Here is a 22,292-nt window from a genome sequence, read left to right as displayed (position 1 = left end):
AGATGCTGCCACGGTGCTTTCCTGCGGGAAAGGGCCCGGAGCGAAAGGTTATTGCCGCACTCAGGTTCGCGGCGTGGTCACCCGTTCCGCCGGCCCGCGCCCGCCCGCGCCCGTACGCAGGATCAGCGGTGCGACCAGGGCGGCGAGCGCGCCGCCCAGCAGCGGGAAGACGATGAAGACCCAGAGCTGGCGCAGCGCGGTGCCGCCCTGGAACAGGGCCGGACCGAACGACCGCGCCGGATTGACCGAGGTGCCGTCCAGGGTGAGGCCGACCAGGTGTGCGGCGGCCAGCGCGAGACCGATCGGCACCCCGGCGAACGCGGCGTGCTCGCCCCGCCCGGTCACCACCAGCACCACCAGGACGAAGAGGAACGTCAGCACCGTCTCCAGCACGGCGGCGCCGCCCAGGTTGATGTGCGCGCCGTACCCGTTGGTGCCGAGCGCGCCGGTCTGGTCGACCACGTCACCCCACCGGGTGAACGCCCAGATCACGAACGCGGCGACGGTGGCGCCGACGAACTGCGCGATCCAGTACAGCACCGCGCCCAGCGGGGAGATCTTCCCGGAGAGCAGCACGCCCAGGGTGACCGCCGGGTTGATGTGGCTGCCGGAGAGCGGCCCCATCGTATACACCAGCGCCAGCATGGTGAAGCCGAAGGCCAGGGCGACCACCACCACACCACCCTGGACCCGGGCGAAGACGGCGCTGCCCACGCCGAAGAAGATCAGCAGCAGTGAGCCGAGGAACTCGGCGACGTACCTGCGCGGGTCATCCACGCCTCCGAGCTTATGGAGCTGCCGGCGGATCGGAGGAGAAACCGCTGTTCACGCCCGATCACACGGCTCTATTTGACGGATGGGGCGGCAGCGGGCACGGTGGTGGTGAGGGGCCGTCCGACCGCCCCCCTTCGTGCGGCGAAACAGCGTTTCGTCCGCTTCCGGGTCGCGAGCCGACCGCGTGGGCCGAGTCGCCCGCGAATCCGAGAAACCCATGAGGAGTCCCGCCATGCTGACCATGACCGACAACGCCGTCCTGGTGATCCGTGACCTCGCCGCCCAGCAGGACGTGGCCGACGCGGGCGGGCTGCGCATCGCCGCCGACACCGAGGCCGGCGCGCTCTCCATCGAGCTGGTCGGTGAGCCGGTGCAGGGCGACCAGGTGGTGGACGACCAGGGCGCGCGGATCTTCCTGGACCCGGACGCCGCCGAGTTGCTCACCGACACCTCGGTCGACGCGGTGGTCGACGAGGAGGGCGTGGTCCAGTTCGGTTTCACCGAGAAGGAGTGACTCAGCCGGCGCGGCGGGACTCCCCGCCGCGCGTCGACCGGCCGGCGCGCCCCCACTCCGGGGTGTCCTGGCCGGGCCGCCACGGGCCGCCGCGCTGCTCCCGGTCCGGGCGGACCAGCGCGGTCAGCACGTGGGCCAGGTGGTGCGACGTGCTCCAGGCGATCCAGTTGGTCGGCGAGCCGGCCCCCGCGCCGCGCCGGGCCCGGCGCAGCACCTCGTGGTCGCCCCAGGAGAAGCCCGACCCGGCCGCCGGCCAGTGCGGGGCGGCCACCAGCGTGCGGCACAGGTCGGCGAGGCGCTCGTCGCCCCGACCGCCCCGGCGGCACCAGCGGTAGATCCACCACGCGCCGTGGTCCGCCCACCGCAGCGTCGGCAGCCGGTCGCCGGGCGAGTCCGCGTCGCGCACCGCGCAACCCACCCCGTAGTCGGCGTAACCGAGTCGCAGGTCGGCCAGGCGTTGCCAGAGCAGCCAGTCGTAGCGGTCCAGGCGTACCGGCTCGTCGACCGGGAGCCGGGACAGCGTCGGCGGCATCCCGCCCGCCGCCACGGTCACCGCGTGCCAGGCGTGCCGCCGGGCCCACTCCGCCGCGCGCCGTACCCGTGGCTCGGCCAGCCGGACGTCGGCCAGGCAGCAGACGTCCCCGGCGTCCACCAGCAGGTCGCACTGCTCGGGCACCAGACCGGTGGACCGCCACACCCGCTCCGCCGCGGCGGTGGCGGCGTCCGGTCCGACCCGGTCCGGCCCGATCCGCAGCCGGACCACCGCCCGGCCCGCCCCGGCCCGGGCCGCCGCGCCGTGGGCGCCCAGCCGCCGGTCACTCTCCGCCAACCCGATCACCGGCACCAGGGGTACGCCCCAGCGGACCGGGTCGTGGTCCGGGGTGTCCGGCAGCGCCGACACGTCGACGGCCGGCAGGAGCGAGGCGGGCAGCCGCCGCAGTGCCTCCACCGGGCCCGGCTCGTCCGCCGGGACGTCGACGATCGGGGCGAGCAGCGCGGCGGCGGTGTCGTCGAGGTGGGCCAGGGCCTCCAGTTCGCCCCGCCGGCCGGCCAGCACGGGACGGTAGACCGGGTCCGGCGGCCGGCCGCCGGGTGCGGACACCATACTTCAATGTAGCGACTCGATTGCTCTGCGTCACCGCCCCGTTCGGCTGACGGACGGCCGCCATTGACACGCCGAACGTCCCGGTGGTGGCATGGTCCCGCGGGCACGGCCGGGCATGGCGGGCAACCATGACCACTCCTGAGCCGCCCCGTGCCCGGTGTCGGCCCGCCCGGAAGGCCACCCCATGACCCCGCAGTCCCGCCTCCGGCTCGCCGCGGCCCTGACCGCCGCCGCGGCCACGCTGCTCGTCGCCGGTCAACTGCCCGCGCTCGCGGTCGACGACCCGCCCGCGCCGGTGATCGGCAACGCCACCCACTTCGACGGTCTCGGCTCCCCGTACGGCGGCTGCGGCCTGCCGCAGTCCGAACTGGACGCGCCGGACTTCGTCGCGCTCAACGTCTACGACCTGCCCGGCGACTACACGTCCTATCCGGCCCGGCCGCTGCCACCGGCCCAGGCGGACCGGATCGGGCTGTGGAACAACGGCCTGAACTGCGGCCGGTTCGTCCGGGTGACCATCGGGGACCGGTGCACCGGCACGAACGACGGCGCACCGGGGCAGCCCTTCTGCCGCAACGGCTCCTGGGTCGCGGACGGCTACAACGGCGCCACCCTGACCATGGTGGTCGCCGACTCCTGCGGCGACGGCAACGCCTGGTGCCGGGACGACCGGAACCACCTGGACCTCTCCACCGCCTCGCTGAACCGCTTCGCACGCGGCGGTGTCCCGGTCGGCGACCTCTATCCGAGCCACTGGAACAACCGGCAGGTCTCCTGGTCGTTCGTGCCGGCGCCCGACTACTCCGGCGACCTCCGGATCGCGTTCCTGCGGGGCGCCCAGCGGTACTGGCCGGCCATCGCGGTGTCCCACCTGCCCAACGGCATCCACGGGGTGGAGTACCTGGCCGACGGCGGGTGGCGGGCCGCCACCATGAACAGCGACATGGGCCAGTCGTACGTGCTCGGCGCCAGCACCGCCGGCGGCACCGACTTCCAGATCCGGGTGCGGGACGTCACCGGCGCGCTGGTGGGCGGCGGCCGGGTGTACCGGTTCGCGCTGCCGGCCTCGTGCGGCGGCACCTGCTCCGCCGCGTACACGCCGGTCACCTACACCACGTCGGACGGCCCGACGGCCCCGCCGACCGTGTCGCCGAGCCCGACCGTGTCGCCGAGCCCGCCGCCGTCCACCCCGCCGCCGTCCGGGTCGGGTTGCGCGGCGACCTGGACGGTCACCGGCGCGTGGGCCGGCGGCTTCCAGGCCGAGGTGACCGTCCGCAACACCGGCGCCTCCGCCGCCAACGGGTGGAGCAGCGAGGTCGCTTTCGCCGGCGGGCAACGGCTGGTGAACGCCTGGAACGCCGGCGCGACGCAGTCCGGCGCGCGGGTGACCGCCACGAACGCGGCCTGGAACGGTGCGCTGCCGGCCGGCGGGGCCACCAGTTGGGGGCTGGTCGTCTCCGGCGACAACCAGCCGCCGTCCGAGCTGCGTTGCACGCTGCGGTGACCACGGCCGGGGCCGGGCGCGGACCGCGCCGCGCCCGGCCCCGGCCGGCGTTCAGTCGTCGTCGCCGTGGCGGCCGTGGTCGTCGCCCCGGTCGTGCGAACCGTGGTCGTCGCGGCCACCCCGGTCGTCGCCCCGATCGTCGTCGTCGCGCCCGCCCCGGTCGTCCGTGCCGGCCCGCTCCCGCTCGGCCTCCAGCACGGCGCCGGTCACCCGGTCCACCTTGACCTCGTGCCGCCAGCCGTCGCGGGTGACCTTGACGCTCCACGCCGGACGGCCGTGCTCGGTCTCCGCCTCGATCTCGGTGACCCGGCCGCCCCCGATCCGCGCCAGCGCCACCTCGGCGGCCCGCTGCCGGCTCACCGTGCCGCCGGCCGCCCGTGCCGGGTCCGCGTCGTCATCCGCACCCCGGCGGGCCGGGTTGTCCTCCCGGCGCGTACCGGTCGGGGCCGGGTTGTCGTCGGCCGTGCCCCGCCCGGCCCGGTCGTCCCCGCCGCCGGTCGCCGACCGGGCCGGGTTGTCCTCACCGCCCGCGCCCCGGCGGGCCGGGTTGTCCTCGCCGCTCGTCGCCGGTCGGGCCGGGTCGTCCTCGACGGTCACGGCGGCCGGGGCGGTCCGGCCGGTCGACCGGTCGGCCGCGGTCGCGCCGAGCGCCGCGCCGGTCACCGCCAGCACGGCGACTCCACCGGCCGCCGCCAGCATCAGGGAGGTACGTCGCATGGTTGCCACCTTTCCTCGGTTCGTGCCGTCGAGACTGCGCGCCGGACGGTCGGGGCCGCGCTAGCCGAGGGACAAGGCCGGGTTAAGGCGTGTCGCCGGCCGCCGAAGCTCGACGAACGGTCGACCGTGTCACGCAGGCGGCGCGACGCCGAGCCGGAGCACCACCCGGGCGCCGCCGCCGGCGGCGGTGGACAACTCCAGCTCACCGCCGCTCGCGCGGGCGGCCCGCTCGGCGATGTCCAGCCCGAGCCCGGTCGACCCGGCCCGGCTGGCGCCGCGCCGCACCGGGCCGGGTGGCAGTCCCGGGCCGGCGTCGGCCACGGTGAGCGCCACCCGGTCCGGCTCCGCCGCGAGCCGCACCGTGAACGGGGTGCCGTCGGGCGTGTGGGCGAAGACGTTGCCCAGCAACGCGTCCACGGCGGCGGCCAGCTCGTCGCCGCTCAGCCGTACCGGCAGCGGGCCGGGGGCGAGGTCGAGCGTCACGGTCCGGCCGGTGTCCTCCGCGAGCACCGACCAGAACGTCACCCGCTCGCCGATCACGCCGGCCGCGTCGCAGCGCTCGCCGGTGGCCGCCGTGCTGCGCCACCGGGCCTGCCGGATCACCCCGGTCACCGCCCGCTCCAGCCCGTCCGCCGCGGCGGTCAGGCGGGCGGCGTCGTCCGGGTCGCGCAGCGACTCGGCCTCCAGCCGCAGCGCCGTCAACGGGGTACGCAGCCGGTGGGACAGGTCGGCCACCTGCTCGCGTTCCTCGCGCAGCAGGATCTGGATCCGCTCGGCGAGGTGGTTCAACGCGCCCGCCACCTCGCGCAACTCGGCCGGGCCGGCCGGTTCGACACGCGCGTCCAACTCGGCGTTGGCGAGCCGGTGCGAGACGGCGGACAGCGCCGTGATCGGCCGGACCAGCGTGCCGGCCAGCCGGTCGGCGACCACCAGGCCGACCAGCACGAGCAGCGCGCCGAGCAGCGCCAGCACCAGCCAGGCGCGGGTCACCCCGGCGGTCAGTTCCGCGCGGGGGACCAGCGTACGGATCACCCCGGTCCCCTCCGGGCGGCCCTGCACCGCGATGATCACCTCCCGTCCGGCGGCGGACTCGACGGTCAGGCTCTGCCCCCGGGCGGCCAGCGTGACCGCCGGGGTACGCGACGCCGGCGCACCGAGCACCGTGCCGTCGGCGAGGAAGACGGTCACCTCGCGGCCGGTGTCGACGGCGAGCTGGTCCACCGTCGACCGGACGGTCTCCGGCGCGGCGGTGCCGACCACGGTGACCAGGAGCTGCACGTCGGCGGTGGCCCGGGCGGTCGCGCGGTCCGCGGCGACGGTGCGCACCAGCACGGCCAGCGGCACCAGGAACGCGACCATGACGAGCACCCCGACGGCCGCGACCAGCAGGGTCAGCCGGCGCCTCACCGGTCCTGCTCCGGCACGTCGAGCCGCACGCCCACCCCGCGCACCGTGTGCAGGTAGCGGGGCGCCTGGGCGCTCTCGCCGAGCTTGCGGCGCAGCCAGGACAGGTGCACGTCGACCGTCTTGTCGGCGCCGCCGTACGGGATCCGCCAGACCTCGGTCAGCAGTTCCCGCTTGGTGACGACCTGCCCGGGGCGGCCGGCGAGGTGGTGCAGCAGGTCGAACTCGCGTGGCGTCAGCTCCACCGGTGTGCCGTCCAGCGTGACCTGCCGGGACCGCCTGTCGATCCGTAGCCCGCCGAGCACCAGCGCCGGCTCCGTGGCGCCGCCGCCGGCCGAGCGTCGCAGCACCGCACGGATCCGCGCGTCCAGTTGCGCGGCGGTGAACGGCTTCACCAGGTAGTCGTCGGCGCCGGCGTCGAGCAGGCGCACGATCTCGACCTCGTCGTCGCGGGCGGTCGCCACCACCACCGGCACCGCGCTGACGGCGCGCAGCATCCGCAGCAGTTCGGCGCCGTCCAGATCGGGCAGCCCGAGGTCGAGCACGACCAGGTCGGGTCGGTCGTCGAGGGCGTCGCGCAGCCCGCCCAGGGCGGTCGACGCCGCCGCGACGGCGTGCCCGTACTCCCGGAGGGCGCGCAGCAGCGGAGTGCGGATGGTCAGGTCGTCCTCGATGAGCAGCAGGCGCGCCACGCAAGGGAGGGTAGCCGTTCGGCGGGTCGGCGACCGCGTCCGTTAACCGGACCTTAGCGTCGCCCTAGGACCGGCCCGGCCCGGTCGCGGGGCAGACTCGGGGGATGGATCGCCGTACCCTCCTCGCCGTCAGCGGCTGGCTGGCCACGACCGTCGCGGCCACGCTCGTCGGGCTGGCCGCCGTCGACCTGGCCGGCGCGGGCATCACCGGAACGGCGGGCGGGGTGCGCACCGAGCGGGACGTCGCCCGCGCGCTCGCCGTACCCGACCCGGGGTCGGGCGGCGCGGCCGGCACGACTCCGGTCGCGTCGCCGACCGGCACGCGCTCCGGCGCCGCGTCGCCGGCCGGCGCCCGGCGGGGGTTCGTGACGGACGGCGGCAGCGTGCTCGCCGAGTGCGGGCCCGGCGGTGTCCGCGTGGTGACGTCGTCCCCGGCACCCGGATACCTGACGAAGGACGCCGACCTGGGGCCCGACGATCACGTCGAGGTCCGCTTCGTGGGCGGCGGTCGGGAGTACGAGGTGCGGCTGCGCTGCCGTGACGGAGTGCCGACGAGAGAGTCGGAGGACTGAGTATTCCCAGCTCAGGGCCGTTGACTGTCCATGATCGGACAGTGCTGTCGCTGGTTGGTGGGCGGTGGGGCGGCATAGCTTCGGAAGCAGGAGAGTGGTCACTGACCGCTCGACGCACCACGAACGCCTCCTGCCGGCGTACCGACGGGAGAGAGGACCACCATGTCCAGCCCCAGAGCGAGGAGGGGAGCGACCGGCCAACCCACCCCGAGCGCGCGGGAGGCCGCGCACGTCGACACGCAGATCAACTCGGGCTCGTCGGTCGGGTTGCCGCCGACCGCGCGCGTGTTGTTCGCCGTGGTCGACGCGAACGGCACGCTGGTCCGTGGCCTCGGCGCCACCTCGGCCACCCGGCTCGCCGCCGGGATGTACCAGGTGGCCTTCGATCAGGACGTCGCCGGGGCGGCCTACATCGGGACCGTCGGTCCCGCCACCGGAGGCGGGCTCGCGCAGCAGGGCGTCATCACCGTGGCCCCCCGGGCCGGCATCGCCAACGCGGTCTTCGTCGAGACGCATGCCGCGAGCGGGCACGCGGACCGGCCGTTCCACCTGGCCGTGCTCGCCTGACCGGTGGGCACAGACGAGCGCACGGCGCCGCCCGACCGTCCGGTCGTCACGTCGCCGCGCTCTGGCCGTCTCCCACCGTCGCAGCCGTACGGCGGTACGTCAGCGGGGACCTGGCTCGACCGGCCAGCCCGCACCGGTCTTGTCGCATGCTGATGCCCGTCCCGAAAGGATCCAAACCCGGCCGGCGTGCCGAATTCCACTATTTGCCAGTCCCGGCGTGGTGGGCACGGGAACGGGGTATGAGCGGGCCATGGAGCATTTCACGATCGCGACCGTCGCCGAGAAGAGTCCCGACTTCCGCCGCGTGCTCTGGACCGGGGAGCGCACCCAGTTGGTCATCATGACCGTTCCGCCGGGCGGTGAGATCGGCGAGGAGGTCCACGAGGGCATCGACCAGATCCTCACGTTCGTCAGCGGCACCGGCGAGGCCCGGGTGGCCGGGGAGAAGAAGGAGGTCGTCGCCGGCGACCTGGTGGTCGTGCCGGCCGGCACGAAGCACAACTTCGTCAACACCGGGCCGAACCCGCTGGTGCTCTACACCGTCTACGGCCCGCCGGAGCACGCCGACGGCGCGGTGCACAAGACGAAGGAGGAGGCGGACGCCGCCGAGGAGGCCGGCGAGGACGAGCCGCCCACGTCCTGACGCCCCGCGCGCGGGTGGGTGAGCGGGAGCCCCTGCTCTACCGGAGACGTTAAGAAGGGGCCCCGCCCTACACCAGGTCGGGGTACTTGATGCCGGCGCCGGTGTTCAGGACCACGACCCGCTCACCCGGACGGATCCACCCGCCGGCGCGCAGGTGCCGGGCGGCGGTCAGGCAGGCCGCGCCCTCCGGGCAGAGCAGCAGCCCCTCCCGGGCGGCGAAGTCGCGCAGGTCGGCGACGATCTCCGCGTCGTCCACCGCGATCGCGGTGCCGGCGCTGTCCCGCAACGCGGTCAGGATCAGCTCGTCGCCGAGCGGGGCGGGCACGGTGATGCCGAACGCGACCGTGTGCGCGTCCCGCCACGGGGTGGCGCGCGCCTCGCCGGCCGCGAACGCCCGCACGACCGGCGCGCAGCCGGTGGACTGCACGGCCACCAGCCGGGGCAGCTTGTCCTCGACCCAGCCCAGCTCGCGCAGCTCGTGCAGCGCCTTGTGGATGCCGATCAGCCCGACGCCGCCGCCGGTGGGGTAGATGATGACGTCGGGCACCTGCCAGCCGAGCTGCTCGACGATCTCGTACCCCATGGTCTTCTTGCCTTCCAGGCGGTACGGCTCGCGCAGTGTGCCGGCGTCGAAGATCCGCCCGCCCGAACCGGCGACCAGCGCGGCGATCTCCCGGCCGGCGTCGTTGATCAGCCCGTCGATCAACCGGAGGTCCGCGCCGGCGGCGAGGCACTCCTGCCGGCAGATGGTGGGCGCGGCCAGCGGCATGGCGATCGTCGCGCCCATCCCGGCCCGGGCCGCGTACGTCGCCCAGGCCGCGCCCGCGTTGCCGTTGGTCGGCATGGCGATCCGCTCGACGCCCAACTCCCGGGCCCGGCTCACGCCGACCGCCGCGCCGCGCGCCTTGAACGACCCGGTCGGGGTGAGCCCCTCGTCCTTGACGATCAGCTCCGCCACGCCGATCTCGTGGCCGTACGCCCGGGCGTGCCACAGCGGCGTCCAGCCCTCGCCCAGCGTGGTGACGAACCGCGGATCGGCCACCGGCAGCAGCTCCCGGTAGCGCCACAGGTCGGCCGGGCGGAGCCCGAACTGCTCCGGGGTGACCGTGGCGGCCACCGCGGCCAGGTCGTAGCGGGCCAGCAGCGGGGACCCGCAGCCGCACAGGTTCTGCAGCTTGTCGGCCGGATGCTCCAGGCCGCAGCGCGGGCACTCCAGGTGCGTCAGGTGCACGGTGGTCCTCAGCTCGCGTCGATGCTCAGCCAGTGCCGGCTGCGCCGACCCGGCTCGTACGGGGAGTCGAGGCGCTTCGCCACCACTCCGGGGAGCCCTTGCTCACGGGCGGCCCGCAGAGCGTCCGCGCCGACCCCCGGGAACCACGGCGGAGTCTGCCAGTGCGGGCCGGCGAGCGCCAGACCGTCGAGCAGGTCGCGGCGTTGGGCGTACGGCACATCGAGGCTGGTCACGCCCTCCAGCCAGAGCAGATCGACGGCGAGGAACTGACCGTCCCGCCTGCTGGGCGGCTTGACCCGCCCGGCCGGGTCGATGCGCACCAGCACCCCGTCCAGCACCACCTCGGTGGGGGCCAGTTCCTCGGCCATGGCCCGCAGCCAGGGGTGGTCGCCGGTGATCTCCGCGTCGTCGCCGTCGAGCAGCCGGAGCCGGCCGGCGGAGACGTACGCCATCGCCCGCACGCCGGCCCAGCGCGGCTCGTATCCCCAGGCGGCGGCGTCGCGCGGCAGCCGCCCGGCCTCGGTGGCGCGCATCGGGCGGACCAGTTCGGGCATCGGCGTCCACCCCGCCGGCGCCGGGTCGGTGCGGCGGACCATCCAGTCCCGGCCCCGGCCGCCGGTGGCGAACAGGACGTACCGCCCCTTGGTGCGCGCGCCGTCGAGCACCACGATCACCTCGTCGTCGCGCCACTTTTCGGCGTGGTACGTGCCGGTGTCGTGCACGGTCATCCGCCCGCCGCCGTACTCCCCGGCCGGGATCTCGCCGGCGAACGTCAGGTATTCCATCGGGTGGTCCTCGGTGTGCACGGCGAGGTGGTTGCGGCCCGGGTCGCGGGGCAGGCCGCGCGGCACCGCCCAGGAGGCCAGCACGCCGTCGTGCTCCAGCCGCAGGTCCCAGTGCAGGCTCCGGGCGTGGTGCTGCTGGATGACGAAGCGGGGCGCGCGCCGCGCGGTCCGCTTCCGTGCCGGGGGTCGCTCGGGCACCGGTTCCGGGGTACGCGCCGCGTCCCGCTTCCGCCGGTACTCCTCCAGCCGGTCCGCCACCCCCGCATTCTCCGGCATACCCGGCGCGCGCGCCGGCATGGCGGCGGCGTTGCGGGGTAGAACCGTCGACATGGACTTCGACCAGCCCACCCTCCCGCTCACCGGCGACGTCCGGATCCCGCTGCTCGGCTTCGGCACCTGGCAGGCCACCGGCGAGGACGGCTACCAGGCCGTGCTCGCCGCGCTGGACGCCGGCTACCGGCACCTCGACACCGCCACGATGTACGGCAACGAGAAGGAGGTCGGGCGCGCGGTCGCGGAGAGCGGGCTGCGCCGGGAGGACCTCTTCATCACCACGAAGCTGCCGCCGGACCGGGTGGGCCGGGAGCGGGAGACGATCGAGGCCAGCCTCGCGGCGCTGGGCACCGGGTACGTCGACCTGTGGCTGGTGCACTGGCCGCCGTCCGCGCCCGGCGACAGCATCCCGGTCTGGCGGGAGATGCTGGCCGCCCGGGACGAGAACCTGGCCCGCGCCGTCGGGGTGAGCAACTACTCGACCGCGCAGCTCGACGAGCTGATCCAGGCCACCGAGGAGACGCCCGCGGTCAACCAGATCCGGTGGAGCCCGTCGCTGTACGACCGGCAGACGCACGCCGCGCACCGGGACCGGGGGGTGGCGCTGGAGGGCTACAGCCCGTTCAAGACCAGCGACCTGTCCGACCCGGTGCTCGTGCGCATCGCCCAGGCGCACGACGTGTCACCGGCCCAGGTGGTGCTGCGCTGGCACATCGACCACGAGATCGTGGTCATCCCGAAGTCGGTCACGCCGGAGCGGATCCGGGCCAACGCCGACGTGTTCGGGTTCTCGCTGACCGCCGAGGAGATGCGCGACATCGACGCGCTCGGCGGCTGACGCCGCGTACGCGGAAGGGGGCGCGGTCCGGTGCGGACCGCGCCCCCTCGTGTCGCGATGGTCAGCCCCGGGCGCAGGCGGTGCCGTTGAGGGTGAAGCTGCTCGGTGCGGAGAAGCTGCCGTTCAGCGTCGCCTGGTAACCGAAGTTGGTCGACGCGCCGGGGGACAGCGTGCCGTTGTAGTCGACGTTGCGCGCGGTCACCGCCGATCCGCTCTGGGTCACGGTGGCGTTCCACGCGCTCGTCACGTTCTGCCCGGAGGTCAGGTTGTAGTTGAGCGTCCAGCCGTTGACGGTGCTGTTGCCGGTGTTCTTGACCGTCACCTCGGCGGTGAAGCCGTTGTTCCACACGTTGGTCGCCCGGTAGGTCACGGTGCAGGCCGTGTTCCCCGAGGGCGGCGGCGTGGTGGTCGGCGGCGTCGAGGTGGGCGGCGGGTTGCTGCCGCCGGTGTTGACGCTCTGCGAGAACGAGTTCACCGCCAGGCCGACACCGCCCTGCCACGGCTCGAAGCCGGCCTGGATGCTGGTGAGGTACCAGTCGTTGGTGATCGCGCCCCGGTTCCGGGTGTCGTTGATGAACGCCAGCGCGTCGAAGCTGAAGCTGGGGACGGCGGACGGCGCCACGTACGAGATGACGTTGTTGGAGCCGTTGCTGCCCCGCCAGACCTCCCAGGTCCGGCCGGCGATGGTCGTGTTGCCGACCGGGGAGCCGATGGGCTGGATCGAACCCTGCCGGTTGAGCCAGATCATGATCTCCATCTGGTTCACGCCGTCCTTCTTGGGCGACGGGTCGAGCCAGATGTCGTACGCGGCGTCGTAGATCGCGCCGCTGACGTAGTTGTAGCTGATGCTGGCCGGCGCGCTGCTGATGTTCTTCACCTGCACCGGCAGGTTCGTGCCGGGGGAGCAGTTGGTGTAGTGGCAGCCCACGAAGATCGACGGGTAGGAGACCGGCGCCCCGTTGGTCGGCGCGGAGCCGTCCGCCCGGGTGATCGAGAAGCCGGTCGAGGTGACGTTGATGCACTGCTGGGCGCTGGTGCCCCAGCGGTTGTTCTGCACCACGTACTTACCGCCGATGGTGGTGGAGCCGTACTGCTCGCAGATCTGGGTGTCGGCGGAGGCGGTGCCGCCGAGCGCGACGGCGACGATGCTGCCGGCGGCCAACAGGCTAGCGGCGGCGAGGGCCCTGAGTGAACGCTTCATGATGCTCCTTGGTTCGGCGCGGGGGCGCCGGTGCGGTGGAGGGACAGGTGCGGGAGCGCTCCCATGTTCACCTGGACACATTTACATGTTTGAAATCGATGCGCAACTGAACCGGTTAAGAAGGTGAAGGAGGGGCCCTCCGGCACTTCCGTGGCGCTGGTCGCAGCGAGTAGTGTCTTGCCTCCAACGCGTTCCGACCCCCTCCGGAGGCGTACTCCACGATGGGTGGTTCTCCCCTGCGCATCCTCGTCGTCGGCGCGGGCGTCGCCGGCCTCGCCGTGGCCCGGGCGCTGCGCCTGGCGGGGTTCCGGCCGGACGTCACCGACCGGCTGCCGCCCGGCGAGCGCACCGACACCGGCCTCTACCTTCCCGGCAACGCGGCGCGGGCGATGCGCCGGCTCGACCTGGACGGGCCGCTGCGACCACTCGGCCAGGTGATCCACCGGCAGCGCTTCCTCGACGCCGCCGGGGCGCCGCTGTGCGAGGTCGACCTGGACACGCTCTGGGCCGGGGTGGGGGAGTGCCGGGCCCTGCCCCGCGCCGAACTGCACCGGGTGCTGCTCACCGGCGCCGGCGGCGCGGTCCGGCACGGCGCCGAGGTGAGCACCGTCGAACCCCACACCTCCGGCGTCACCGTCGGCTTCACCGACGGCACCGGCGGCGAGTACGACCTGGTCGTCGGCGCGGACGGGCCCCGGTCCGCGGTCCGCACCCTGGCCGCCCTCGGCGGTCCGCCCCGCCCCGCCGGGCAGGTGGTCTACCGCGCCGTGGTGCGCGGCGGCCCGCCGGTCACCGACTGGACCGCCCTGCTCGGCCAGCGGGCCGGCTTCCTGCTGGTGCCGCTCGGCGCCGGCCGGCTCTACTGCTACGCCGACGAGGCCGGCACCGCCCTGCCGGCCGACCCGCTCGCCCGGCTGCACGAGCTGTTCGACGGGTACGGCGGCCCGGTGCCCGAGGTGCTCGCCGCGCTGGAGACGGTGCACGTCGAACGCACCGAGGAGGTCGAGCTGGGCCGCTGGTTCCACGGCCGGGTGCTGCTGGTCGGTGACGCCGCTCACGCCGTCGCGCCGACGCTCTCCCAGGGCGCCGCCATGGCGTTGGAGGACGCGGTCGTGCTCGCCGAGTCGCTCCGGGCCGCCGGCAGCGTCGAGGCCGCGCTGATCGCGTACGAGAGCCGGCGTCGGCCGCGTACCCGCTGGGTGCGGGACCGGACCCGGGACCGCAACCGCACCCGCGACGTGCCGCCGGCGCTGCGCGACCCGTTGCTGCGCGGACGCGGCGGCCGGATCTTCGGCGAGCACTACCGGCTTCTCACCGGTCCGCTGTAGAAGCGCCGAAGATCGTAGCCGCCCACCCCACGCGGCGGGGTCACCTACCGGGGACTATCCTCCTTGCGGATGACGGCTGCGCCGATGACCAGCGCGCCGAGCGGGACAACCCAGAACCGGAGGCCACTCGTGACCACCGTCGCACCCAAGCCGGTCGTGACCCGGCCCTGGCCGGTCCGCGAGCCGGTCAAGGGGTCGGCCCTCGCGCGGCTGCTGCGCACCACGGACGCGAAGCAGATCGGGATCATGTACATGGTCACCGCGTTCGCGTTCTTCATGATCGGTGGCCTGATGGCCCTGATCATGCGCGCCGAGCTGGCGCGACCGGGGCTGCAGTTCCTGTCGCCCGAGCAGTACAACCAGCTCTTCACCATGCACGGCACGATCATGCTGCTGTTCTTCGCGACGCCGATCGTGTTCGCCTTCGCGAACTACGTGGTGCCGCTCCAGATCGGCGCGCCCGACGTGTCGTTCCCCCGGCTCAACGCGTTCGCGTACTGGCTCTACCTCTTCGGCGGCACGCTGGCCGTCGCCGGCTTCATCAGCCCCGGCGGCGCGGCCGACTTCGGCTGGACGGCCTACACGCCGCTGAGCAGCGTCGAGCACTCCCCGGGCGTCGGCGCCAACATGTGGGTGGTCGGCCTGGCCATCTCCGGTCTGGGCACCATCCTCGGCGCGGTCAACCTGATCACCACGATCCTGACCCTGCGCGCGCCCGGCATGACCATGTTCCGGATGCCGATCTTCACCTGGAACATGCTGGTCACCAGCCTGCTGGCCATCCTGGTCTTCCCGCTGCTGGCCGCCGCGCTGTTCGCGCTCGCCGCGGACCGCCTGGTCGGCGCCCACGTGTACGACCCGGCGACCGGTGGGCCGATGCTCTGGCAGCACCTGTTCTGGTTCTTCGGGCACCCCGAGGTCTACATCGTGGCGCTGCCGTTCTTCGGCATCATCACCGAGATCATCCCGGTCTTCTCCCGGAAGCCGATCTTCGGTTACAAGGGCCTGGTGGCGGCCACCGTCGCCATCGCCGCGCTGTCGATGAGCGTCTGGGCGCACCACATGTTCGCCACCGGCCAGGTGCTGCTGCCGTTCTTCAGCTTCCTGAGCTACCTGATCGCGGTGCCCACCGGCATGAAGTTCTTCAACTGGATCGGCACCATGTGGCGGGGCCAGATCAGCTTCGAGACGCCGATGCTGTGGGCCATCGGCTTCCTGGTGACGTTCCTCTTCGGCGGCCTGACCGGGGTGCTGCTGGCCAGCCCGCCGATCGACTTCCACCTGCACGACTCCTACTTCGTGGTGGCGCACTTCCACTACGTGCTGTTCGGCACCATCGTGTTCGCGGTCTTCGCCGGCATCTACTTCTGGTTCCCGAAGATGACCGGCCGGATGCTCGACGAGCGGCTCGGCAAGATCCACTTCTGGCTGACCATGATCGGCTTCCACACCACATTCCTGGTGCAGCACTGGCTCGGCGCCGAGGGCATGCCCCGGCGGTACGCCGACTACCAGGCCGACGACGGCTTCACCACGCTGAACATGGTCTCCACCATCGGCGCGTTCATCACCGGCATCTCGACCCTGCCGTTCATCTGGAACTGCTGGAAGTCGTACAAGACCGGCCCGGTGGTCGAGGTCGACGACCCGTGGGGCCACGGCAACTCGCTGGAGTGGGCCACCTCCTGCCCGCCGCCGCTGCGGAACTTCGACCGGATGCCGCGGATCCGCTCCGAGCGGCCCGCGTTCGACGCGAAGTTCCCCGAGCTGGCCGCCGGGCAGAGCGTCGCCGGCCCGCCGGAGGGTGGTGCCAAGCCGCTGACCAGCGAGGTCAACGGTGGCGCCAGCTACCAGGAGGACACCGCCGGAAACCTCGACCAGCGCTGACCCCTCCCCTGCCCCGACGGGCGCCGCACCCCTCCCGGGCCGCGGCGCCCGTCGCGTCTTCCCCCTCCCCCCTTCCGCCCCGGCCCCCGCCCTCTTGCGGTGATCAAGGAGTTCGCGTCAACGACCGACCACCAACCCGACACGAACTCCTTGATCACCGACGCCCGGCCCGGCACCGCCAGCCCAACCTCACGATCACCGGGCGGAGTGTCGGGGGAGGGACAGCCGGCCCCGGCCCACGGCGGTGATCAAGGAGATTGCGTCGGTGGTGGGCGCGGCCCACGACGCGAACTCCTTGATCATCGCGCGGTGGGGGTGGGGGGAGGAGAGGGGTGGTGGGGGCCTCAGGGGGTGGCGGGGGCCAGGTCGGGCTCGGGTGTGGCAGCGTCGGTGGAGGGCGGTGGGGTGCGGCGGTGGCGCAGCTCGACGGGGAGCACCGCCAGCGCCACCAGCACGCCGATCGCGCCGGTGACCACGAAGCCCCAGGCCGGCGCGGAGGCGTCGATCACGGCCCCGGCCAACGGCGCGCCCAGGGCGATGCCGATCGTGACGGCGGAGCCGTGCAGCCCCATCGCCAGGCCGCGTACGCCGGGCGGGGCCAGTCGGCTGACCGCGTCCGAGGTGGCCGCGATGGTGGGCGCGCAGAGCGCGCCCGCCGGGATCAGCGCCAGGCAGAGCAACCACCAGTGCGAACCGCCCAGCCCGACCGGAATCGTGGTGAGGCTGAGCACCGCCATCAGCGCCAGCGGGGAGAACGAGCGGCGTACCGCACCGTAGGCGAAGCCGCCCACCAGCGAGGCGACCGCCCAGGCGGCCAGCACCGCGCCGGTCCAGCCGACCTCGCCGCTGGCGCGGAGCACCGCCACCACGGCGACGTCGGTGCCGCCCAGCACCAGCGTGGCGGCCAGGCTGACCGCCAGCACGGAGAGCAGCCGCGGGGTGAGCCACTCCCGGCGGGGCACCGCGCGCCGCGGCCCGGCCGGCTCGTCGGCGGACCGGGTCGGCGGGTTCAGCAGCCAGAAGCAGAGGCCGGAGGCGACGATGCCGGCGCCGACCGCCCAGAGCGTGAGACGCGGCGTGACGGCGGTCGCCAGCGCCACCGCGAGCGCCGGGCCCACCATGAACGACAGCTCGACCGACATCGAGTCCAGCGCGTACGCCGGGCGGCGTTGCTCCGCCGGGACCAGCGCGGCGACGGACTGGCGGACCACCGAGAAGACCGGCAACGCGAGCAGCCCGGCCAGGAACGCGGTGGGCAGCAGCACCGGGTACGAAAGGGTGGGCGCGGCGGCCCAGAACGTGCCCTCGACGATCGTGCAGAGCAGCAGCACCGGCCGGAGGCCGTGGCGATCGACCAGCCGCCCGAGCAGCGGGGCGCCGATCGCCGTGCCGACGGTGGCCGCGGCGCCGACCAGTCCGGCGGCGCCGTAGCCCCGCCCCAGGTCGAGCACCACGTAGAAGGTGAGCGTCACCCCGACCGCGGTCAGCGGGATGCGGGCCAGCACCGACACCAGCAGCAGCGAGCGCAGGCCGGGCAGGGCGAGCGCCTCCCGGTAGGGCTTCAGGTTCACGACGGCCGCACCTCCGGCGCCATCCTGGGCCGGAGGTGCGACAGTCGCAAGCGATTACCTGGTCAAGCGGCCTTGATCACAGGTTCGCCCACCATGGCGACGCCGGCGCCGTCGAGCGCGCGCAGCGCCACGTCGAGCGTCTCCGGCGCGACGGCGGCGGTCAGGTCCAGCAGCACGGTGGTGTGGAAGCCCTCCCGGGCGGCGTCCAGCGCGGTCGCACGGACGCAGTGGTCGGTGGCGATGCCGACCACGTCGACCCGGTCCACGTCGTGCCGGCGCAGCCAGTCGGCCAGGCACTCGCCGTCGGGTGCCTGCCCCTCGAAACCGGAGTACGCGGCGGCGTGCTCGCCCTTGTGGAAGATCGCCTCCACCCGGCCGGTCTCCAGCTCGGGGTGGAACTCGGAGCCGGACGTGCCGACCACGCAGTGTCGGGGCCAGGAGTCGACGAAGTCCGGCGGGTCGCCGAAGTGCGCGCCCGGGTCGACGTGGTAGTCCTTGGTCGCGACCACGTGGTCCCAGCGGCCCGGTTCGGCGGCGAGCAGCCGGGAGATGCCGCCGGCCACGCCGGCCCCGCCGCCGACCGCGAGGGAGCCGCCCTCGCAGAAGTCGTTCTGTACGTCCACGATGATCAAGGCGTTCGCCATCGGTCGGTCCTCCTCAGGTCGCGGGTACGACGGTCACCGGAACGGCCGGGTCGCCGCCGGAGAGCTTGAGCCCCTCCCACGGGATGGAGATCAGGCACTGCCGCAGGTGCTCCCGGGACTCGTCGAGCGTGGGCAGCGTCACCGGCTCGCCGGACACCACGTACGAGTGCTGGAGCAGCCGGTCGTTGGGCTGCCGGTCCGGCACGCCCTGCGGCACGATGACCTCCTCGGTGGCGGTGCCGGTCGGCTTGTGCCGGCGGACGGCCACCTTCCGGCCGCCGATGGTGGACTTGTGCTCGGAGCGCTTGACCACCGGCCGCCCCTCCACCTCGACCAGCTTGTAGACCAGACCGGCGGTGGGCGCGCCCGAGCCGGTCACCACGGCGGTGCCGGCGCCGTACATGTCGACCGGCTCGGCGGCGAGCGAGGCGATCGCGTACTCGTCCAGGTCGCCGGAGACGATGATCTTCGTTTCGGTGGCGCCGAGCGAGTCGAGCAACTCGCGGGACTGCTGGGCGATCACCGCCAGGTCACCCGAGTCGATCCGGACCGCCCGCAGCTCGGGCCCGGCGACCGCGATGGCGTTGCGGATGCCCTGCGCGATGTCGTACGTGTCGACCAGCAGCGTGGTGTCCTTGCCCAGCGTGGCGACCTGGGACGCGAACGCGGTCCGCTCGTCGTCGTGCAGCAGGGTGAACGCGTGCGCGGCGGTGCCGGCGGTCGGGATGCCGTAACGCTGCCCGGCGGCCAGGTTGGAGGTGAACCGGAATCCGGCCAGGTACGCCGCCCGCGCGGCGGCCACCGCCGCCTCCTCGTGCGCCCGGCGGGAGCCCATCTCGATCAGCGCCCGGCCCCGGGCGGCGGTGACCATCCGGGCCGCCGCCGCGGCGACCGCGCAGTCGTAATTGAGCACGGACAACACCAGCGTCTCCAGCACCACGCACTCGGCGAACGTGCCCGACACGGTGAGGATCGGTGAGCCGGGGAAGAACAGCTCGCCCTCGGCGTAGCCGTCGACGTCGCCGGTGAAGCGGTAGTCGGCCAGCCACTGCGCGGCCCGGTCGTCGACCACGCCGGTCCGGCGCAGGAAGTCGATCTCCGTCGGGTCGAACCGGAAGTCGCGGATCATCTCGATCAGCCGGCCGGTGCCGGCGACCACCCCGTAGCGGCGGCCGGCCGGCAGCCGCCGGCTGAACACCTCGAAGACGCAGCGTCGGTCGGCCGTGCCGTCGGCGAGCGCGGCGCTGACCATGGTCAGCTCGTAGTGGTCGGTCAGCAGCGCGGGGCGAAGGGTGCTCACCGCACCAGCCTAGAGTTCAGGCCGAATCCGTGCCGTCGTGCCCCGGCATCGACCCCAGCGCGGTCCGCAGCTCGCTACGGCGGGTGACGCCGAGCTTGCTGTAGACGCGTTGCAGGTGGTTCTCCACCGTGCGGGTGGAGAGGAACAGCCGCTCCGCGATCGCGCGGCTGGTCAGCCCCACGGCGGCGAGGCGGGCGATCTCCCACTCGCGGTCGCTGAGCGCCGGCCGGAGCAGCCGCAACGCCGGGGTGGAGATCTCGTCGCAGCGGCGCAGCAGGTCGGCGAGGCGTTCCCGGGCCGGCGCGGGGACGCCGGCCCGGGCGTCCCGCAGCCGGTGCAGCGCCATCGCGGTCGCCTCGGCGGCGTAGACGACCAGGTCCCGGTCGGCGAAGCCGTCGGCGACCGCGAGCAGGTCGTCGGGCGAACCGTCGAGCGCGGCCCGGCCGTACCGGGCCACCAGCGGCGGCAGGACGCCGTCGATCTGTTCGGAGAGTTCCGCCAGGCGCTGCGCCACGGTGCGCCGGCTGCCGTCGGTGCAGGTGGGTCCGACCGGCGCGGCGGCCTGGTCGAGCCGGACCAGGTCGAGCAGGACGTGCAGCTCGTGGCCGGCGAGGCGGTCCTCGCGCAGCCGGTCGGCCAGCGCGCAGAGGTGCTTGGTGGCGCCCGGCAGGTCGCCGGACGCCGCCTGCGCGGCACCCCGGGCCTGCTCCAGCCACGGGTAGAGGACGGCCATCCCGGGCGCGTGCGTCCGGTCCGCCTCGGCCATCGCCTCGGCGGCGTGCGCCGCGTCCCCGCGCAGGGCCGCGGCCTGGGCGCGCTCGGCGTGGGCCAGGCCGGCGTAGACCCGGCTGGTGGCGAGCACCGCGCACGCGCCCAGGCTGGTCCTGAGCGCGTCGTCGCCGCGCCCGCGCAGCCGTGCCGCGTACGCCTGGAGGATGGCCAGGTAGCCGGTGCCGAGCCGGAAGTCACCGGCGCCGGCCAGGTCGGCGAACTCGTCGGCGACGATCGCGTCGATGCCGGCCAGGTCGCCGGAGAGCGCCAGTCTGGTGCCCCGGGCCAGTTCCATGGCGAGCTGGAGGTAGGGCATGTCGGAGCGCCAGCACGCCGCCTCGGCCTGCACCCTGGCGATCGCGGTGGCGCTGCGACGGTACTGCCCCTGCGCGGCCTGGAGGTGGGCGAGCGTGCAGCGGGCCAGTTCCCGGGCCGCCATCGGGGCGGCCGGGCGGTCCAGCACCTCCTGGGCCAGCCGCACCGCGACGTCGACGTCCAGCCGGTGCAGCCGCATGATGGCCTCGAAGGCGCGGACCCGGGACCGGTCGGCGGGGTCGGTCAGCTCCTCGCCGCGGGCGGCGATCTCCTCCACCGTGGACTCTCGGTTGAGCCCCCAGTAGCTGACCATGCCCCGGACGGTCAGCCAGCGGCTGCGGCGCCGGTCGTCGCGGATCTCGCCGGCGACCTGGTCGAGCACCCGGAGCGCCTCCTCCGGCCGGTCGCCGAACATGAGGATGGTGGCGAGCAGCTCCGCGGCGTCCGTGCCGCCGCCGGCCTCCAACGCGGCCCGGGCCAGCCGGGTGGCCAGCGGCACGTCGTACCGGCCGAACGCCTGCACGGCGGCGTCGAGCAGCAGCGTCACGTTCTGCGCCGTGCCGGAGTCGAGCCGCCACACCGCGACCCGCAGCAGATCGTCGCGACGGCGCTTGCCGACCTGTTCCAGCAGCTCGGCCAGGGTGGCCTGGAGCCGACGGGTGCGGCTGACCGGGCAGTGCCGGCGCATCACCTCGCCGTAGAGCGGGTGGGCCAGGCGGACGTTGAGCCGCCGGTCGTCGCGGACCATGGCGATGAGCCCGCGCTCCTCGGCCACCTCCACGTCCGCCGGCTCGACCGCCCGCTCCAGCAGGTGCAGGCCCAGTGGCTCGCCGAAGGCGACCAGCTCCACCACCGCCCGGACGCCGGGGGTGAGCCGGCCGATCCGGGTGTCGATCAGGTCGGTGAGGCTGGGTGCCAGCTCCAGCCGGCCGGTCCACTTCCAGATCCCGTACCTGCGGTCGAGTTCGTCGCCGGCGGCCAGCACCAGCTCGCGCAGCAGCAGCGGGTTGCCGGCGGAGAGCCGAAACAGCCGGTCGGAGGAGCCGGCGTCGACCGGGCCGCCGAGGATCGCGGCGAGCAGGCCGGTGGTCTCGCTGCGGCCGAGCGGGCCCAGCTCCATCAGTTCGACCAGGTCGTCGGTCCACAACGCGCGGATCGGCAGCGGGATCTGCTCGCCGTTGCGCAGCGTGCCGATCACGGTGGCGTTCTCCGATCGGGCGATCAGGTGCACCAGCGCCGCCGAGGGCGGGTCGAGCAGGTGCGCGTCGTCGACGGCCAGCACGATGGGCCGGCCCGCGGCCTGCTCCTGGAGCAGATCCACCGCCCAGCGCAGGATCCCGGCGGGGGAGAGGCCCTGCGGTTGCGCGGCGGGGAGCACCTGGACCAGCCCGCCGAACGGCAGCGCGGCGGTGGTGGCGCTGGCGGCGACCGACCAGATCGCGAAGCGCTCGGGGGAGAGCGCGGCCACCCCCTCCCGCAGGAGGCGGCTCTTGCCCACCCCGGCGTCGCCGCTGAAGAGCAGGCCACGACCGTCCGGACCGCCGATCGTGGACGACAGACGGTGGAGTTCATCCGCTCGGCCGACGAACTCCCACCTGGTCATCGATGCAGCATATCGATGGAATGCCCTCCGCGCGCACGCCGTCACGCAGTGAA

Annotated in this window: 20 protein-coding genes; 8 read left to right on the top strand and 12 right to left on the bottom strand. The window is 74.0% G+C overall.

All coding sequences use genetic code 11. The features are described 5' to 3' along the window. Positions 1-60 precede the first annotated feature (60 nt). Positions 61-777: an MIP/aquaporin family protein gene (locus tag VKK44_RS22700; protein ID WP_343443242.1), complete on the bottom strand. Its 717-nt coding sequence runs from the start codon at positions 775-777 to the stop codon at positions 61-63. 229 nt (positions 778-1,006) lie between these two features. Here VKK44_RS22700 and VKK44_RS22695 point away from each other — a divergent pair, with 229 nt between their 5' ends. Further along, on the top strand, positions 1,007-1,288 hold the full coding sequence (locus VKK44_RS22695) for an iron-sulfur cluster biosynthesis family protein (RefSeq protein WP_343443241.1): 282 nt from the start codon (positions 1,007-1,009) through the stop codon (positions 1,286-1,288). Position 1,289: 1 nt separating this feature from the next. On the opposite strand, the gene VKK44_RS22690 is transcribed toward VKK44_RS22695, so the two are convergent. Continuing rightward, positions 1,290-2,393, bottom strand: a complete 1,104-nt coding sequence (locus VKK44_RS22690; protein ID WP_343443240.1) for a beta family protein — start codon at positions 2,391-2,393, stop codon at positions 1,290-1,292. A gap of 184 nt (positions 2,394-2,577) precedes the next feature. Here VKK44_RS22690 and VKK44_RS22685 point away from each other — a divergent pair, with 184 nt between their 5' ends. Then, the gene (locus VKK44_RS22685) at positions 2,578-3,897 is read left to right on the top strand and encodes a cellulose binding domain-containing protein (RefSeq protein WP_343443239.1); all 1,320 of its coding nucleotides are present in this window, start codon (positions 2,578-2,580) and stop codon (positions 3,895-3,897) included. A 51-nt stretch (positions 3,898-3,948) separates the two neighbouring features. On the opposite strand, the gene VKK44_RS22680 is transcribed toward VKK44_RS22685, so the two are convergent. The 3 genes from VKK44_RS22680 to VKK44_RS22670 all read right to left on the bottom strand — a co-directional run bounded on the left by VKK44_RS22680 (position 3,949) and on the right by VKK44_RS22670 (position 6,710). Then, the gene (locus VKK44_RS22680; protein WP_343443238.1) at positions 3,949-4,614 is read right to left on the bottom strand and encodes a PepSY domain-containing protein; all 666 of its coding nucleotides are present in this window, start codon (positions 4,612-4,614) and stop codon (positions 3,949-3,951) included. Positions 4,615-4,743: 129 nt separating this feature from the next. Continuing rightward, positions 4,744-6,021, bottom strand: coding sequence for a sensor histidine kinase (locus VKK44_RS22675; RefSeq protein WP_343443237.1), 1,278 nt, complete (start codon positions 6,019-6,021; stop codon positions 4,744-4,746). Further along, positions 6,018-6,710 (bottom strand): response regulator transcription factor, encoded by a 693-nt coding sequence (locus VKK44_RS22670; RefSeq protein ID WP_343443236.1) that lies wholly within the window; start codon positions 6,708-6,710, stop codon positions 6,018-6,020. Before VKK44_RS22670 ends, VKK44_RS22675 begins: the two co-directional genes overlap by 4 nt. Positions 6,711-6,814: 104 nt before the next feature. On the opposite strand from VKK44_RS22670, the gene VKK44_RS22665 reads away from it, so the two are divergent. From VKK44_RS22665 to VKK44_RS22655, 3 genes are all read left to right on the top strand, one after another. Next, on the top strand, positions 6,815-7,282 hold the full coding sequence (locus VKK44_RS22665) for a septum formation initiator (RefSeq protein WP_343443235.1): 468 nt from the start codon (positions 6,815-6,817) through the stop codon (positions 7,280-7,282). A gap of 162 nt (positions 7,283-7,444) precedes the next feature. After that, complete coding sequence (locus tag VKK44_RS22660) at positions 7,445-7,849, top strand: hypothetical protein (RefSeq protein WP_343443234.1); 405 nt, start codon at positions 7,445-7,447, stop codon at positions 7,847-7,849. A 250-nt stretch (positions 7,850-8,099) separates the two neighbouring features. Then, positions 8,100-8,492, top strand: coding sequence for a cupin domain-containing protein (locus VKK44_RS22655; protein WP_343443233.1), 393 nt, complete (start codon positions 8,100-8,102; stop codon positions 8,490-8,492). Positions 8,493-8,559: 67 nt separating this feature from the next. Here the strand turns inward: VKK44_RS22655 and VKK44_RS22650 are convergent, their stop codons facing one another. After that, entirely contained in the window at positions 8,560-9,723 is a 1,164-nt protein-coding gene (locus VKK44_RS22650; RefSeq protein ID WP_343443232.1) for a threonine synthase, read from the bottom strand. Between the two features lie 8 nt (positions 9,724-9,731). Beyond that, positions 9,732-10,766, bottom strand: coding sequence for a DNA polymerase ligase N-terminal domain-containing protein (locus VKK44_RS22645; RefSeq protein ID WP_343447861.1), 1,035 nt, complete (start codon positions 10,764-10,766; stop codon positions 9,732-9,734). A 70-nt stretch (positions 10,767-10,836) separates the two neighbouring features. On the opposite strand from VKK44_RS22645, the gene VKK44_RS22640 reads away from it, so the two are divergent. Further along, positions 10,837-11,619, top strand: coding sequence for an aldo/keto reductase (locus VKK44_RS22640; protein ID WP_343443231.1), 783 nt, complete (start codon positions 10,837-10,839; stop codon positions 11,617-11,619). A 61-nt stretch (positions 11,620-11,680) separates the two neighbouring features. Here the strand turns inward: VKK44_RS22640 and VKK44_RS22635 are convergent, their stop codons facing one another. Further along, positions 11,681-12,820 (bottom strand): GH12 family glycosyl hydrolase domain-containing protein, encoded by a 1,140-nt coding sequence (locus tag VKK44_RS22635; protein WP_343443230.1) that lies wholly within the window; start codon positions 12,818-12,820, stop codon positions 11,681-11,683. 221 nt (positions 12,821-13,041) lie between these two features. Here VKK44_RS22635 and VKK44_RS22630 point away from each other — a divergent pair, with 221 nt between their 5' ends. Beyond that, the gene (locus tag VKK44_RS22630) at positions 13,042-14,148 is read left to right on the top strand and encodes an FAD-dependent monooxygenase (protein ID WP_343443229.1); all 1,107 of its coding nucleotides are present in this window, start codon (positions 13,042-13,044) and stop codon (positions 14,146-14,148) included. Positions 14,149-14,277: 129 nt separating this feature from the next. Next, positions 14,278-16,035 carry an aa3-type cytochrome oxidase subunit I gene (ctaD, locus tag VKK44_RS22625; protein ID WP_343443228.1) on the top strand — a complete coding sequence of 586 codons (1,758 nt, stop codon included), beginning with the start codon at positions 14,278-14,280 and terminating at the stop codon, positions 16,033-16,035. A gap of 344 nt (positions 16,036-16,379) precedes the next feature. On the opposite strand, the gene VKK44_RS22620 is transcribed toward ctaD, so the two are convergent. From VKK44_RS22620 to VKK44_RS22605, 4 genes are all read right to left on the bottom strand, one after another. Further along, positions 16,380-17,606, bottom strand: a complete 1,227-nt coding sequence (locus VKK44_RS22620; RefSeq protein WP_343443227.1) for an MFS transporter — start codon at positions 17,604-17,606, stop codon at positions 16,380-16,382. Between the two features lie 62 nt (positions 17,607-17,668). Continuing rightward, positions 17,669-18,250: an isochorismatase family protein gene (locus VKK44_RS22615; RefSeq protein ID WP_343443226.1), complete on the bottom strand. Its 582-nt coding sequence runs from the start codon at positions 18,248-18,250 to the stop codon at positions 17,669-17,671. A gap of 13 nt (positions 18,251-18,263) precedes the next feature. Then, positions 18,264-19,550, bottom strand: coding sequence for a nicotinate phosphoribosyltransferase (locus tag VKK44_RS22610; RefSeq protein WP_343443225.1), 1,287 nt, complete (start codon positions 19,548-19,550; stop codon positions 18,264-18,266). A gap of 16 nt (positions 19,551-19,566) precedes the next feature. Continuing rightward, a complete protein-coding gene (locus tag VKK44_RS22605) occupies positions 19,567-22,239 on the bottom strand; it encodes a LuxR C-terminal-related transcriptional regulator (RefSeq protein WP_343443224.1) in 2,673 nt (890 codons plus the stop codon). Positions 22,240-22,292 lie beyond the last annotated feature (53 nt).

It is taken from the genome of Micromonospora sp. DSM 45708 (assembly GCF_039566955.1).
In the GTDB taxonomy this organism is placed as follows: Bacteria; Actinomycetota; Actinomycetes; order Mycobacteriales; family Micromonosporaceae; genus Micromonospora.
This window is presented reverse-complemented; position numbering and strand designations above follow the sequence as displayed.

Coding starts and splice junctions, on each gene's coding strand:
- VKK44_RS22660 (WP_343443234.1), top strand. CDS start 7,445: ATGTCCAGCCCCAGAGCGAGGAGGGGAGCGACCGGCCAACCCACCCCG.
- VKK44_RS22630 (WP_343443229.1), top strand. CDS start 13,042: ATGGGTGGTTCTCCCCTGCGCATCCTCGTCGTCGGCGCGGGCGTCGCC.
- VKK44_RS22680 (WP_343443238.1), bottom strand. CDS start 4,614: ATGCGACGTACCTCCCTGATGCTGGCGGCGGCCGGTGGAGTCGCCGTG.
- VKK44_RS22690 (WP_343443240.1), bottom strand. CDS start 2,393: ATGGTGTCCGCACCCGGCGGCCGGCCGCCGGACCCGGTCTACCGTCCC.
- VKK44_RS22685 (WP_343443239.1), top strand. CDS start 2,578: ATGACCCCGCAGTCCCGCCTCCGGCTCGCCGCGGCCCTGACCGCCGCC.
- VKK44_RS22605 (WP_343443224.1), bottom strand. CDS start 22,239: ATGACCAGGTGGGAGTTCGTCGGCCGAGCGGATGAACTCCACCGTCTG.
- VKK44_RS22615 (WP_343443226.1), bottom strand. CDS start 18,250: ATGGCGAACGCCTTGATCATCGTGGACGTACAGAACGACTTCTGCGAG.
- VKK44_RS22665 (WP_343443235.1), top strand. CDS start 6,815: ATGGATCGCCGTACCCTCCTCGCCGTCAGCGGCTGGCTGGCCACGACC.
- VKK44_RS22635 (WP_343443230.1), bottom strand. CDS start 12,820: ATGAAGCGTTCACTCAGGGCCCTCGCCGCCGCTAGCCTGTTGGCCGCC.
- VKK44_RS22695 (WP_343443241.1), top strand. CDS start 1,007: ATGCTGACCATGACCGACAACGCCGTCCTGGTGATCCGTGACCTCGCC.
- VKK44_RS22655 (WP_343443233.1), top strand. CDS start 8,100: ATGGAGCATTTCACGATCGCGACCGTCGCCGAGAAGAGTCCCGACTTC.
- VKK44_RS22640 (WP_343443231.1), top strand. CDS start 10,837: ATGGACTTCGACCAGCCCACCCTCCCGCTCACCGGCGACGTCCGGATC.